The 13,527-nt window shown below is 62.9% G+C and carries 10 protein-coding genes; 4 read left to right on the plus strand and 6 right to left on the minus strand.

Annotation, left to right across the window (positions count from 1 at the left end; translation table 11 throughout):
• Window positions 1–708: 708 nt before the first annotated feature.
• Window positions 709–1,218, plus strand: a complete 510-nt coding sequence (locus OOZ63_RS17175) for a DUF4148 domain-containing protein (RefSeq protein ID WP_266006807.1) — start codon at window positions 709–711, stop codon at window positions 1,216–1,218.
• 138 nt (window positions 1,219–1,356) lie between these two features.
• Here OOZ63_RS17175 and OOZ63_RS17180 read toward each other — a convergent pair whose 3' ends face one another.
• From OOZ63_RS17180 to OOZ63_RS17190, 3 genes are all read right to left on the minus strand, one after another.
• The gene (locus OOZ63_RS17180; protein WP_266006808.1) at window positions 1,357–1,590 is read right to left on the minus strand and encodes a hypothetical protein; all 234 of its coding nucleotides are present in this window, start codon (window positions 1,588–1,590) and stop codon (window positions 1,357–1,359) included.
• Between the two features lie 857 nt (window positions 1,591–2,447).
• Window positions 2,448–3,884 carry a catalase gene (locus OOZ63_RS17185; RefSeq protein ID WP_266006809.1) on the minus strand — a complete coding sequence of 479 codons (1,437 nt, stop codon included), beginning with the start codon at window positions 3,882–3,884 and terminating at the stop codon, window positions 2,448–2,450.
• A 211-nt stretch (window positions 3,885–4,095) separates the two neighbouring features.
• Window positions 4,096–4,923: an AraC family transcriptional regulator gene (locus tag OOZ63_RS17190; protein ID WP_266006810.1), complete on the minus strand. Its 828-nt coding sequence runs from the start codon at window positions 4,921–4,923 to the stop codon at window positions 4,096–4,098.
• 122 nt (window positions 4,924–5,045) lie between these two features.
• On the opposite strand from OOZ63_RS17190, the gene OOZ63_RS17195 reads away from it, so the two are divergent.
• On the plus strand, window positions 5,046–5,501 hold the full coding sequence (locus OOZ63_RS17195; RefSeq protein ID WP_266006811.1) for a DUF4148 domain-containing protein: 456 nt from the start codon (window positions 5,046–5,048) through the stop codon (window positions 5,499–5,501).
• Between the two features lie 535 nt (window positions 5,502–6,036).
• Here the strand turns inward: OOZ63_RS17195 and OOZ63_RS17200 are convergent.
• Window positions 6,037–7,029 carry a LysR family transcriptional regulator gene (locus tag OOZ63_RS17200; RefSeq protein ID WP_266006812.1) on the minus strand — a complete coding sequence of 331 codons (993 nt, stop codon included), beginning with the start codon at window positions 7,027–7,029 and terminating at the stop codon, window positions 6,037–6,039.
• Window positions 7,030–7,419: 390 nt separating this feature from the next.
• On the opposite strand from OOZ63_RS17200, the gene OOZ63_RS17205 reads away from it, so the two are divergent.
• Window positions 7,420–7,548, plus strand: coding sequence for a hypothetical protein (locus OOZ63_RS17205; protein WP_266006813.1), 129 nt, complete (start codon window positions 7,420–7,422; stop codon window positions 7,546–7,548).
• Between the two features lie 352 nt (window positions 7,549–7,900).
• On the opposite strand, the gene OOZ63_RS17210 is transcribed toward OOZ63_RS17205, so the two are convergent.
• Window positions 7,901–10,711, minus strand: coding sequence for an ATP-binding protein (locus OOZ63_RS17210; RefSeq protein ID WP_266006814.1), 2,811 nt, complete (start codon window positions 10,709–10,711; stop codon window positions 7,901–7,903).
• A 378-nt stretch (window positions 10,712–11,089) separates the two neighbouring features.
• Here OOZ63_RS17210 and OOZ63_RS17215 point away from each other — a divergent pair, with 378 nt between their 5' ends.
• Window positions 11,090–11,713 (plus strand): MarR family winged helix-turn-helix transcriptional regulator, encoded by a 624-nt coding sequence (locus OOZ63_RS17215; RefSeq protein WP_266006815.1) that lies wholly within the window; start codon window positions 11,090–11,092, stop codon window positions 11,711–11,713.
• Between the two features lie 96 nt (window positions 11,714–11,809).
• On the opposite strand, the gene OOZ63_RS17220 is transcribed toward OOZ63_RS17215, so the two are convergent.
• A complete protein-coding gene (locus OOZ63_RS17220; RefSeq protein WP_266006816.1) occupies window positions 11,810–12,787 on the minus strand; it encodes a LysR family transcriptional regulator in 978 nt (325 codons plus the stop codon).
• Window positions 12,788–13,527: the final 740 nt, after the last annotated feature.

Consider the following 13,527-nt stretch of genomic DNA (forward strand, 5'->3'; position numbering starts at 1 on the left):
ACTGCGAAGGACTTTTCTGAATGCCGGACAAAGGAGCCCGGCCTGCGATGCGACGAAGGGCCGCCCTTATTAGATGAAACCGTGACTTGACCCGTATCAGCCCTTGTCCCAGGGCGGACTCATCATCATGGCGGATTGACTTTCACGCCAAGATACCCATGGTCCAAGCATGCCAAGCGGCACAACGGGCTACGGCGGATCGCCGTCCGACGATCCGATCAAAACGATCTCAGCAGCGGCGGCAGCGCACTGCGCTTGCCAGAGGACTCTGCGAACGTTTGCGCTCAGCCGGTCTTCGATTCGGCGACGCGGCATTGGACGACAAGGATCTGCGGCTGAAGATGGACCTGCGGCGAGTCCATAAGGCTGGTCCGGAGTCTTCGCCAGCCGCCCCGCAGGTGTTGTCGCAATGGCCGGTCCTGGCTGGGGCCATGCCACCGTCGGTCTACGGGAGCGAGTGGTCGTGCGGTGCAGGCACGGTACTGGGCCTTACAGCCTACGCCGAGCGGGAAGTAGGCCATGGGTTCCAGCATTTAGCGCCAGCCGTTCACATCGCCGCACGAAGGCGACCGCTCAGTGGGCCGGAGTTATCCCAAGGGAGTAACTGTCGAGCCTCCCCAAGCAGGGCTTCAAGAAGCTGGGAATTGCGGACATTGGAGGGGCGGGTTCAAGCCCGCTTCCCTACACCCTCACATTGAAGGACTCGCCATGAAAACCTCTTCCCACCTCACGCTTGCCATCCTCACGACGGCACTTTGCGCCGGCGCCGGTGCCGGCGCTGCTGAACTCACCCGCGCACAAGTGATTGCCGAGTTGCATGCGGCTCGCCTGAACGGAGACATCCAGGTAGGCGAAAGCAGTCTGACGCTGCGGGAGCGCTTTCCCCAGTTGTACCCAGCAGCCACTCAGCCAGTAGTCGCCCTGTCGCGCGAGCAAGTGAAAGCTGAGCTCGAGTCGGCCCGTCGCAACGGTGATCTGGCCCACCAGATCAGTGGTGAACGCCTCAATGAACGATATCCGCAGCTCTACCCGCGCCAACCGCTGGGTATGGCCAAGACCCGCGCCCAGGTGCAAGCCGAACTCGCCGAGGCCCGCCGTACCGGCGATCTGGAAGTTGGCGAGAGCGGCCTGAAGCTGTACGAGCGTTCCCCCGAACGCTACGCCGCAGCCCGGGCACAGCAAGAGGCCCGTTCCGGCACCGCCCCTGCCGGCCTGTGATTTCCGCCGGATCTAGACACCCGATAGCAAAGTGCTCAATGGCCGCACTGCTACTGGCAGTTGCGGCCATCTCGGCCACAGATTCGCCAGCCGAGCGGGGCTGGCAGCCCGACGATGCGCTGCGCACAAGCAGGCCGCTCAGCGCCCTCCCCCAAAGCCTGGCAAGGACTTCGAGAACTGTGTCAATCCTCGGGTCTGCTCGCACGGAACGTGCAGCAGGCCCTTAGGGAACGCCATCACGACACAGCCAGCGCAAACCGACAGCGCGGCCCCTGCCCGCCAGCCCTGGACAGTGGCATCGTCGGCCTTCAGCGGGGCGGCCGCGAGCGCCTGACTCGTCCCATCGTCGAAGACCTTATTGTTGATGGCCATCACGTCCAACGCGGCGCCAGGATGTCGGAGAACTTGCACTTCAAGCGAGTACCGGCCGATGCTCGCGCCCTCCGTGCACGGGCTGGCGGTCCACGACCCTGTACCAGCCGACCGGCCTGATCGGCTACTGCCCGCACCATCTGGCGCAGATGTTCTCAGAGCGCTGCAAATGCTTGGATGTGAACACATCATCCCGATCACACCCGGCGATCAGGGACACGCCCCAGATCAACAGTTCAATCGACCGCGAAGTGGCGTTGGTCGGTTCCTCCGCTGGTGACGGTCAACGCGGGTAAAGCGGGCTGAGCGTGAGTGAACATCCAGCCCTCGGGAGAGCCGCAATCACCTCGGCCAAAAGCAGGCCCGCAGACACCGCCTTAACTGCACAGTTGCCGCGAAGATGCGAAAGCCCGCCGCTGCCGCCGGGCAGTAGAGGTGCATCCAGTGGTGCAGGTGCCGCTCGCCGAATGCCAGCCCTGCCCAGACCGCCGACGACCGCAGCGAGGGCGATGCGCAGCAGAAAGCGGAATCGGCCGGCGCCCGCAGGTGCTTTGCCCGCAGCGGGGGCTTCATCCTGAAGCCCTGGGCCTCGCGGGGATGGTCAGACACGTGCCAATACTGGCGATGATCCAGCGACCGTGATACCGGGCATGCAGCACATTAAGGGTATCGTCTGGCGGCTTGCTCGTGCTATCTAAGTTCTCGACCATCTCCTCGGCCGGAAGATGCACTGTTCGCCCAGTTGTATTTGGCCTGCATCTTGTGTGCTTAGCAAAATGGCTTGGACGCGCAGGAGCTAGGGGCGACATGCTTCTCCGGTGCGGCCGCCAGGAGCGTATCCCGGCGGCGCGCCTCGCTCAGCCCAGCGCCTTGATAGCCGTCGCCACGCCCTCACCATACGCCGGGTCGGCCAGGCGGCAGTTGTCTACATGGCGCTGCTTGACCTCGGCGCTGGCATTTCCCAGTGCCCGCGCGGTATTTTCGAACAGCGCCTGCTGCTGGGCAGGCGTCTGCAGGCGAAACAGCAGGCCAGGCTGGGTGTAGTAGTCGGTGTCGCTGCGGTGATCCCAGTACCCTGCCGCACCGTGCACCGCCAAGGACGGCTCGGCTAACGCGGGCTGGTCCTGCCAATGGCCTCGGCTGTTGGGCACGATGCTGGGCATGCTGCCCGCGTTGCCGTCCACGCGCATAGCACCGTCCCGGTGGTAGTTGTGGAAGGGGCACTTGGGCGCGTTCACCGGGATCTGGTTAAAGTTCACCCCAAGGCGGTAGCGCTGGGTGTCGCCGTAGCTGAACAGCCGCCCCTGCAACATCCGGTCAGGCGAAAAGCCCACGCCCGGCACCACATTGGCCGGCGAGAACGCGGCCTGTTCCACCTCGGCGAAATAATTGTCCGGATTGCGGTTGAGCTCCAGCACGCCGACCTCGATCAGTGGTGCGTCTTGATGCAGCCAGACCTTGGTCAGGTCGAAAGGGTTGTACGGTAGTGCGTCGGCCTGGGCCTCGCTGAGCACCTGCACATAAAGCGTCCAGCGCGGATATTCGCCGCGCTCAATGGCTTCGTAGAGGTCGCGCTGCGCGCTCTCGCGGTCCCTGGCAACGACGGCCTGGGCCTCATCGTCGCTGAGGTTCTTGATACCTTGCTGGGACTTGAATGTGAACTTGACCCAGTGGCGCTCGTTAGCCGCATTGACGAAGCTGAAGGTATGGCTGCCAAAGCCATGCATATGGCGATATCCATCGGGGAGGCCGCGCTCGCTCATCACAATGGTGACCTGATGCAGCGCCTCGGGCAGCAGCGTCCAGAAGTCCCAGTTGTTCTGGGCGCTGCGCATATTCGTGCGCGGGTCACGTTTGACGGCGTGATTCAGATCCGGGAAGCGCAGCGGATCGCGCAAGAAGAACACCGGCGTGTTGTTGCCGACGATGTCCCAGTTGCCTTCCTCGGAGTAGAGCTTGACCGCGAAGCCGCGGATGTCGCGCTCAGCATCGGCAGCGCCGCGCTCGCCGGCCACGGTCGAGAAGCGGACGAAGGCCTCCGTCCTCTTGCCCACTTCGGCAAGCATCTTGGCCTTGGTGAATCTCGTGATGTCCTGCGTCACCGTGAAGTGACCGTAGGCACCCGAGCCCTTGGCGTGCATACGACGTTCGGGAATGACTTCGCGGTCGAAATGAGCGAGCTTCTCCAGCAGCCAGATGTCCTGAAGCAGCGCAGGCCCGCGGGGACCGGCAGTCTGGATGTTGATGTTGTCGACGACGGGGGCGCCGGTGGCGTGGGTCAGTTTTGGATTCATAGGGGCCTCTCAAGTGTTCAAGGCCTCAACGATGCCTGGCTTCGGTCCGCCGGCAATCATCCAAAGGGAGCGTCTGGCACCCCGCATGAAGAGTGCAGCAGCGACTCTGCCCGCACTTCGATACGGGCGTGAGCCTGCAAGGACGGTATCTGCATCGATTCAGAGGGCGAAGGCACCTCAGATCAGGTCGACTGGCAGTTAGTCGCGCAGCTCAAAGCGTCTGCCGCTTGCGCCAGTCTCGGGGCGACTGTCCGGTCTGGGCGCGGAAGGCACGCGACAGCGCGGCCTCGCTGCCATAACCCACCTCGCTGGCGATCCACTTCAGGGACTGACCCTGACTGAGCATCTTCTGCGCCAGACCGATGCGCCACGCCTGCAGGTAGGCCCCTGGCGTGCAGCCCACCGTGTCGCGAAACGTCCCCGAGAACACGGTGCGTGACATGCCAGCCTGCTCGGCCAGCGCTGCCAGCGACCAGTCGCGCTGCGGCTGCTCGTGCATGGCCACCAGCGCGCCGCGCAGTCGCTCGTGCCCGAGGCCTGACAGCATCCCCATCTGCGTCCGGCCCTGCGCCATCAAGACGCGCAAGACCTGGATCAGCACCAGCTCGAACAGGCGGTCCATGACAGCCTGGCGACCGCAGTTCTGGGCCTCGGCCTCGGCAAACAGCAATTGCAGCACCGGCTCGCAACCACTGAGCTCCGACAGCGGCAGGCAGACCCAAGGCGCTAGCGCGGCTGCGATCGGGTTGGCATTCTGGCCTTCGAAATCAAGGTGCGCGCAGACGAAGTCGGCGCCCTGCTGTGGGTCGGTCCGGAAGCGATGCGACATCGGCTGCGGATACAGCAGCAGGCTGGGCTGCGAAATCCGCAGCGCCGGGCCGGTGTCATGCAACACCTCCACCTCTCCACTGCGGATGAGGTGGAGTTGACCCAGGCGCGTGCCGGCATCCAGGGAATTAATGCCGCACAACGGCCCGGCTTGGAAGGTTTGGGCGTGGATCGAGAAATGCTGAAGCAGCGAGGCTAGGCGATCTGGCATGTACGAATTATCAAGTAAACAGAACTATATGAATCATATGGTACGGACTACTCAGGCAAAGTTCACCCATCGCGAAACACCTTTGTTCCCCTACCCACCACCACTTCGTAAAGGACATCATCATGAGCAAGAAGCTGACTCTCGCAATCGTCGCCCTGATCGCAGCCGGCAGCAGCCTGGCTGGAGGCCTGAGTCGCCAGGAAGTCATCGCTGAGCTGGAGCGTGCCCGCGCCAGCGGCGAGCTGGCACGCAACCACAGCGAGAACCCCGATTTCTACCGCCCTCTCATTTCGAGCGCATCCACGGTGAGCCGTGCGGAAGTCCTGGCCCAGTTGGAGCTGGCCCGTGCCAGTGGCGAGCTGGCACGTTCGCAACGGGAGAGTTACGAGCCGCCGATACCCACGGGCCGCGCCCTGAGCCGAGCGGAAGTCGTGGCGGAATTGCTTCGAGCCCGCGCTACAGGTGAGCTGGCCATCCTGCACAGTGATCGAAACGACTTCGGCACCTTCGCTGACCGAGAAGTCAAGTCGCCTCGACCGACGGCAACAGCGACGGGCCAGAGCGCAGCAGCCCTGTAATCGTCTCGGACAAATGAGCGCCGCGGGTTCGGGCCAGGCAAGCCAGTTAAGGCAGGCGTGGCCCGGCCGCGCCGTCTGGCCGTATCACCAGAGCGGGTGCGCGCCTGGTGGGACTGCGCCGTGTAAGCTCCTGCGAAGCCTCGGCCCAAGCTGTGCAAGGAGAGCCACGATCGTAGATCGAGGTTCTTGATAGGCCCAGGGCATACGGACCGCGTTGGGTGGATCTGGCTTTCTCAAGCCACCTTGGCGCCGGTCGGGGCTCAGTGTCGCCACGCTATTGCCGCCTGCGCGATACACCGAAGAGCCGGGGCCGGCGCTATTGCGAAGGCCACTCCGAGCTGGTGAGCTTCGCCATCAATCACCTCCCACCCGTAGGCGCCCCCCTGCCACCGTCGGTATTGCAGATGCGTCCTGCGGCATCACCCAAAGTACACGCAGACAGGTGTTCGATCTCCAACTGTACTGGTCTGGCTCGTGAAGAGATGGGAAAATCCGGTCGTCTTCGCCGTCAAGGCTCGAGGGCGCTGATCTTTGGCTACAAGCTGGACGATGGCAGCGCACGCGGCGACGGCATCACGCACTCGGCATGGGCCACCCACGGATCGCGATCCTGGCCGCCAAAGGTAGTGACCAGGAAGTCCAGCATCGCGCGGGTTCGCGCGGGCACATGCTTGCGTGTTGGCATGCACACCCAGATCGTATGTCGGTGCAGCTGCCACCCAGGCAGTACGCGTTCCAGCACACTCTCCAGCATCGCATCTTCCACGACGAATGACGGCAGGCCACAGATGCCCAGACCGGACAGAGCGCTCGCGTAGGTCATCTCGGCATTCATGGTGCTCACAGCGGCACGTGTTCTCGGTCGGATGCTGATCTTCTCATCGCGCAGCGCCCCTTCGCCCATCCCCGCTCGTGCGAAAGTGAGCTCATCGTCCCGCCCGGTCGGGATCGGCTGGAGCAGCATCTTGTGATGACTCAGGTCGTTCGGGTGCTCGGGCCTGCCGTGTCGATCGAGGTACTCAGGCGAGGCGCACAGGATCACTTCCGTGCAGGCCAGCCGCCGTGCTACGAAGTCCCCATCGAGCGGACGATGACGCAAGAGAATCGTCAGATCGTGCCCCTCGTCGACGTCCTCAACGGCACTCAAGGTACAAACTTCCACGTTGACCTGCGGAAACTGCCGATGGAAGTCCGGCAGATGCTTGGCCAACTGATGGATGGCAAAGGCTGCAGGCGTGCGCAACCTCAACGTCCCGCTCGGCTCGCTGTGTGCGCTGCTGACCAGATCCTCTGCTGACGCAAGATCGGAGAGGATCGCGCGGATGCGCTCGAGATACTGCGCGCCAATGTCGGTCAGTGCCAGGCGACGTGTTGTACGGTGGATCAGACGAGAACCCAGATGGGTTTCGAGATCAGCCAGCGCTCGGGTGACGACTGCGGGAGCAACGTTCAGCGCGCGTGCTGCACTGGCAAATCCGCCTTCTTCGATGATGCGGACGAAGGTGCGCATGGCCTTGAGGTGGTCCATCTGTTTACCTTTTCTAATCAGATCATGGGTTTGGTCCAGCGCCGCGTGCCCGGAAGGTTCCGCCGCAGGGATGCCTGTAGCTTCTTTCGGCAAACGGTTCGGTCACGCGCCAACGGCCTTGGGGTTCCGACTTGTCTCTCGATGTGAACCCGTCGAGCAGCTGCCTTGCTAGTTCGGCGGCGTCGAGGCGCCATCCTCCTGGAGTGCCCCCAAAGGCAAACAACCGCGCATGTCGGACCGCGCTTGAATGTGGTGTGCATGTCGGACATGTCCTCTTGCAGCAAACAAAGGGGCGCGGCGCAGGGTATGGGAACTCCAGAAGCTTTACGGCCAGCACGTAATTCATGACTGACATGGTGAGCCGTGCAGCATCCGATAGCGAGTTAAACCATGCAAAGACTTGTCATGCGGCTGCTGCACTCGGGTGTTGCGGCGCGCGGAGTACGCCAGACCGATGAGATTCTGAAGTTAGCCAGCGCAAACTTCGCTGAGGCGGACCTCGATCACAGCGAGAAGTGAAGGGTCGCATCGGCGCCTGGAGCCAGCACTTCAGGGTCAAGCCGATCTGCAAGGCCCTGCGGCTTGCCTCGTCAGATTACTGGTGGGACTTGGCAAGCAGGCACGACCCCACTATGCCGCTGGCCAGCGTGCAGTGCGATGCGACGCCGGTGCCACAGGTCCAGGACATCCGAACGAGCAATGTTCAGGTGTACGGCTGCCGCCAGGCCTGGCGGCAGCTGCGAGCAAGCATTGGGCGCGGCGGCGTCCGCTCGGTAGATCCGCCATCGAGTCAGGGCAGCCAATGTGGGCTGCCCACTTCACCATTCACGCACTCGCAGGTCAAATGCGTCTGTGATGATCGCCACTGACGTCACGTGCGCTCTAGCAGCGCACGCGCCAGCTGCAAGTCGGCTGTATCGAGTCCTTCACGGTATCGGCCCAGAACCGGCTCGATGGTTGTGCGTGCCTGCCCGCTTCGCCCTTGTTCGATCAACAGCCGTGCGAGGCTGGTACTGCATCTCAACTCCCAGGCAAGCGCCTGCTGTTCGCGCGCGACCTCAATGCCGTGCCGGAAGGTGGCGATCGCGTCATCGACTGCGTTGGCGCTCAGCTGCCGCTCGCCCTGCACACGCAGCAACTCTGCCGTGCACCAACCGGACGTTCCTTGTTTGGCGCGCGCCGCAAGTTCTTCGTCGAAGAAGCTAGCATTGATCGTAGACAAGGCCTCTCGGACAGTGATCCCCAGGTTGCCAGCTGCCCTGATGCACCCGGTTTCGTGTAAGCCGTCACTCAGCTCGATGACTTGCCGATAGCCATCACCGAAAGCCTGCCAAAAGTGCAACGAACGCTCCTTGGAGCGCTGTGATAGCAACTCGACCCACTCGCGGGCCTTGGGCAGGTTGCCGCACCAGAATGCAACCGGCGCAGCCCCGATCGCAATCGCGTAGCAAAGCGATAGTGCGTGGTCGATGGAGAGCGCCTCTTGCACTGCGTTTTCCGCATGGCGGAGTGCTTGCTCCGGCAGTCCCTTCAGCCACATTGTCCGAGCGAGTACCGTAAGGGCTGCAACGCTCGGGGCAAACTGCACCTCCCGGTACGGTGATGCAACCGACTGTTCCTTCGAGTGCTCGAGGAAGCGTTGCGCGAAGTAATGCGCCTGAGTCTGGTCGCCTTGGAAGTGATTGCCCAGCGCCATCATGCGCTGATGAGTCAAACGCAGGGCCGGATCGTCATCGCACGACGCGATCTCGCCAAACTGCTCGGCAAGCCGTCGCGAGCCAGCATAGTCCCCTTCTGCATTGCACACGAGCCACAAGCCCCAACGGCATCGAAGTCTATAGGCCGTGGCGCCTAGGCGCTCAGAGATCGCCAAGGCGCGGTTGAACGCGGCGCTCATGGCCTCGCCGCCCCCTCGGGTGTGCCAGAGGGCGTGTCCGAGCGCTTCGCACAGTCGCATTTCCTCCGCCGCGTCGTAGACCCCCGGACCTCTCGCGTCTATTGATTCGAGTGCACGTTCCGCCAACTTCCGGTACTCAGCAAGCATGGAAAGGGAGAACCAGAGCGGCGCGGACCGAGCCAAAAGTGCAAGGGCCAGATCGCGATGGTCTTCGCGGGCGTATGCCCAATGCACCGCCTCGCGCACATCATCTATCCAGCGGGTCAAGGCAACGCCGTATCTCGTTCCAAGGTTCTCCTGCCCCTCGGGAAAGGAGTCCTGGACGAGCTGTAGCATGTAGCGCGCGTAGCGAAGTGCGGCGTCTTGGCTGGTCGAGCTGTTGGCGAGACGCTCGGCCGCGTACTCACGTGTCGTCTCCAGCAGACGGTAGTCCATCGCGTCGCCGCTGCGCTCGCCGACCACCATCGACTTGCTCACCAGTCCCGCCAGGCATTCATCCAGCAGTTCGGGCGGCCGGTCGAACACGGCGAGTGCAGCCGCATGAGTGAATACGCCTCGGAACATCGACAGTTGCGCCAGCAAGGCTTGCTCTTCGCTTGGAAGAAGTGCATGACTCCAATCCAGCGTGGCGCGTAGTGTCTGGTGACGGGGCAATGCGGTACGACGACCTCGCCCGACCATGACCAAACGGCTGCCCAGCCGACTGCCCAAGCGATCAACCAACCCTCGCAAGCCGACTGCGTCAATGGCTCCCGCTGCCAGCTCGATGGCCAATGGAATGCCATCGAGGCGACGACAGATGTGGCAGACCAGCGGCGCGTCGTCGTCGCCGATATCGAATCCACTGGTCGCAGCAGCGGCACGCTCCATGAACAACTGCACCGCCGAGTACTGAATAGCGTCTGCCATGCTGCCCTGCATGGCGGGCGGTGGCACCGACAGCGACTCCAGTCGCTGGACCCACTCGCCCTGGATGCGCAGAGCCTCGCGGCTGGTGGCAAGCAAGCGAACGCCACGCGAGTGCGAGAGCATGTGCTCCGCTGCAACGGCAACACCGTCGATCACATGCTCGCAGTTGTCCAGCACGATAAGGAGCTGACGGTCGCCTTGAAGGAAGTTGGCGATGGCGTTCAGCGGATCCAGCTCCGGTGCGACGATACCAAGCGCTGACGCGATCGCCATTGGCACGAGCTCCGCCCTTGACAAAGTGGCGAGTGCGACATGCACAGCGTCATAGCCATCCAAGTCTGCGAACTGGCGTGCGACGGGAAGCGCGACGCTGGTCTTGCCGATCCCCCCAGCGCCGACCAGTGTGACGCAGCGGTGCCTCCGGATTTCCTGTAGCAAGGTCGCAGATTCCCTGTCGCGCCCAACCAGGCCAGCGGAACTGGGTAGCCGCCACCGTGCAGGCCGCGCGACCTCTTCGTCCGAGCCCGAGCGGGCCTGCGGAGGCACAGCGGGCCTCCCCAGCTGATCCTGGACAACCTCCACAGGTGCGACAAGACAGTAGCCGCGCATGGGTACGTTGGTGATGTAACGCCGCTCCCCCACACCATCGCGCAGGGCTTTGCGCAGGTTGGCTATGTGCACGCGGACGCTACCTTCCTCCACCACCCTATTGGGCCAGGCTGCGGCCAAAAGCTCGCGGTTAGAAACCACCTCGCCTGCGCGGCGGCACAACACGACCAGCAGGTCGAAGGCGCGGCTGCCCAGCCTCAGAGGCCGGCCCTGCTCGACAAGCGTTCGCTGCTCCGCATGAATCTCGAAGCCACCGAACCGGAACACGGACTCAGCTTCTGCTACGGTCTCAGCCCGTTGACCGCCCCCCGGCCTTCCTGCTCTGGCACTGGCGTGGCGCGCCGTCCACGAGATCACCTGGCCCGCCTGCCGAAGGCGCTCATGAGCCGGTTCCGCAATGTCAGCCGTGTCGCCGACATGCTGATCCATTTGTAAGCCGTGCATTGCTGACCTCCGTCTACCCTGATGAACCGCTGGCGATGCCCTCGCTTGTCTAGTCCGGACTCAATCCCGGTTGAGCGAAACGGCGTCTTGGCTTGCCCATCTATCTCAAAGTTGAAGTATCATACATCTTGTTTATCTTGAACTTCAATATAAATGAAAATTCATCTTCTTCAGCTTCGAGCAGAGCTATGATGCCAAGCCATGACGCTGACCTTACCCGCCACGGACGCCCAGGTGGCCGAAATGCTCGACGCCTACAAGAAGGCTTTGGGTCCGCAAGATGACGCCGCCAACCAGGACCCTGTCTGGGGCAATGCGGACGCTCTCGTGATGCAGTGGCGTGGCGCACTCGGCGATGAAGGGTCTGACGCCTTGCTCTTGGGCATCCGCATACGGCGGGTCGCGATGCTGCTGGACAAGATCATCATCCAGGAGTGCTCCGAGGCGGATGTGAAAAACCACGAGTTCATCCTGCTCATGGCGCTGCGCCGGATCGGAGAACCGTATGCACTGCGGCCGAGCGACATCCTCAAGATGCACAGCGTGACTTCGGGCACGGCGACCTACAGGCTAGATCAACTATCCAAGCGCGACTTGGTCCAGCGAATCCCGGACCCTTCTGACCGTCGGAGCTTTCTCATTGGGCTGACGCCGCACGGCAAGGAGGTCGTGGACACGATTCTTGGTCGCATGAGAGGCTCATTCGACGCGCAGCTGGCGCCGTTTCATCAGGTTCCCGGCGGATTTGACTTGCTCGAAGCTGGCCTCAGGCTGTTCGAATCCTGCATCCAGGCCTCTCCTGCCCAAGGCGCAGCGGCAAAGTAACTTACGCAATCGGCGATTTCGACGCCAATGGCCGATCAAGTTCCGGAGCGTTTGGCTTCGTCGAGAGGTTCGTGCCCTCGACCTCCGAAGCGGGGCTCAGGCCGCCAGTGCGACGGCTTGACGGGTGCGTGGCAAAGACAGCCGGGAAGAAGCCACTGCTGACGTGGAGAAGCACGGTGGAGCATCGTCAGCGGGCCGGAGCTCATGCACCAGGTGCTCGATCAGCTTTCGCACAGCAAGAGGCTGATTGCGCCGCGATGAGTAGGCCAACTGCAAAGCACGCGAGGGGCAGTTCCAGTCAGCGAGCAGGCGCTGCAGCTGACCCGCCTGCAACGCATCCCGGGCCATGAAAGTCGGTAGAAGCACGATGCCCGCGCCGTGCACTGCAGCGCCCACCAGGACTTCGGCCTGACTGCACCGCATGGTCCCCTTGATGGACAAATCGATCTCGGCCCCGCTGCGATGGCGGAACTGCCAAGAGCTGCCACCACTCTCATCACAGACCAAACAGCTGTGGGCGAGCAACTCATGCGGATGATCGGGGACGCCATGCTGGCGCAGGTAATTTGGCGAGGCAAACAGGCCAACTTCGAAGTCAGAGATCCGCCGAGCCACCAGCGAGGGGTGCAAGTCATCGCCTAAACAGAGCGCCAAGTCCACTTCGTCCGCGACCACATCCACAGCACCTTCGCGCGTGCGCAGATCGACCCACACCTTCGGATGGCGCGCGAGGAACGATGCCAAAGCCGGCCCCACGAAATGTCGCGCATAGGCCGCCGGCGCAGATATGCGGACGGTCCCTGCAGGCTCAGATGCACTGAGGCTGCTTAGGGCCTTGAGCGCATCGTAGCCATCAAGCAGCTCGATGGCGTGAGTCAGTACCTCCTGCCCGACGGCGGTGAGGGTCACACGCCGCGTCGTGCGCTGCAGCAAGCGAACACCAAGCAGCATCTCGAGTTCCTGGACCGTGCGGGTTACCGCAGCACAGGACATATCGAGCTCGGCAGCGGCGCGGGCAAAGCCACCCTTGTCGACCACTGTCTTGAAGGTGGCAAGTGCCTTGAGGCGATCCATGTCATTGCCCCTGAGCCTGCCGGCATCGGGAGGCCGGGATGCGCACGAAACGGCAAGGCACGCCCGCGCTGCGACATGCAGCAATGCAAGAATTGTGGCACTGCACCTCCTCCGAGCACTTGCCCACCGCCTCATCGACTACCCGCAGGTCTTCGGCCCTGGCGACAGGCCGTGCCCAAGTGTTCTCAGCGTTGAGGTGCATACGGTGCTCCAGTGCGTGCCAGTTGTCTGATTGCAAGGCAAAACCGAATCGGGCTGCCCTGGTCACCATGTTCGGCGGACGAGCCGCAAACTACGAGTTATTGCTTGTGAATCCTTGCTACCGGCTGCTTCAACCTCCTGATTGATAGCGAGGTGACGTCAGACTTGGCGGACGAACGGCTTGGACGAAACCGTGTGTGACAGGAGGCGCACCGGCGATGATGCGATGCGCGATCAGTGTGATGGCAGCCACAGCCTGAGGACCTTGGCCAGTGATCGGTTTTCTACATCGAATTGCAGACGACACCGTTCAAGAGCGTACAGCTCCAGAGCATGCGCGATGTGATTTGCTCGGCGGCTGGCTGCCGCCCATCAGTCCTGAGTCGCGTCGACAAAGGCATGGATTCGGCGCAGGACTTCCTGCACGGAGCGGGTGGCCTCGACGTCCTCGCGCGGCGCGGCGTTGCCGGCTGGCTGCACATCGAACTGCGCCCCCTCCACCGTCATTGCGCGAATGCACCAAGCCGACATTTCGCGAT

The organism is Paucibacter sp. PLA-PC-4 (assembly GCF_026241155.1).
In the GTDB taxonomy this organism is placed as follows: Bacteria; Pseudomonadota; Gammaproteobacteria; order Burkholderiales; family Burkholderiaceae_C; genus Roseateles_E.

What these genes read in the sequence shown, in the direction of transcription:
- OOZ63_RS17175 (WP_266006807.1), top strand. Translation starts at nt 709, where the DNA reads ATGAAAACCTCTTCCCACCTCACGCTTGCCATCCTCACGACGGCACTT.
- OOZ63_RS17180 (WP_266006808.1), bottom strand. Translation starts at nt 1,590, where the DNA reads ATGGCCATCAACAATAAGGTCTTCGACGATGGGACGAGTCAGGCGCTC.
- OOZ63_RS17185 (WP_266006809.1), bottom strand. Translation starts at nt 3,884, where the DNA reads ATGAATCCAAAACTGACCCACGCCACCGGCGCCCCCGTCGTCGACAAC.
- OOZ63_RS17190 (WP_266006810.1), bottom strand. Translation starts at nt 4,923, where the DNA reads ATGCCAGATCGCCTAGCCTCGCTGCTTCAGCATTTCTCGATCCACGCC.
- OOZ63_RS17195 (WP_266006811.1), top strand. Translation starts at nt 5,046, where the DNA reads ATGAGCAAGAAGCTGACTCTCGCAATCGTCGCCCTGATCGCAGCCGGC.
- OOZ63_RS17200 (WP_266006812.1), bottom strand. Translation starts at nt 7,029, where the DNA reads ATGGACCACCTCAAGGCCATGCGCACCTTCGTCCGCATCATCGAAGAA.
- OOZ63_RS17205 (WP_266006813.1), top strand. Translation starts at nt 7,420, where the DNA reads ATGCAAAGACTTGTCATGCGGCTGCTGCACTCGGGTGTTGCGGCGCGC.
- OOZ63_RS17215 (WP_266006815.1), top strand. Translation starts at nt 11,090, where the DNA reads ATGACGCTGACCTTACCCGCCACGGACGCCCAGGTGGCCGAAATGCTC.
- OOZ63_RS17220 (WP_266006816.1), bottom strand. Translation starts at nt 12,787, where the DNA reads ATGGATCGCCTCAAGGCACTTGCCACCTTCAAGACAGTGGTCGACAAG.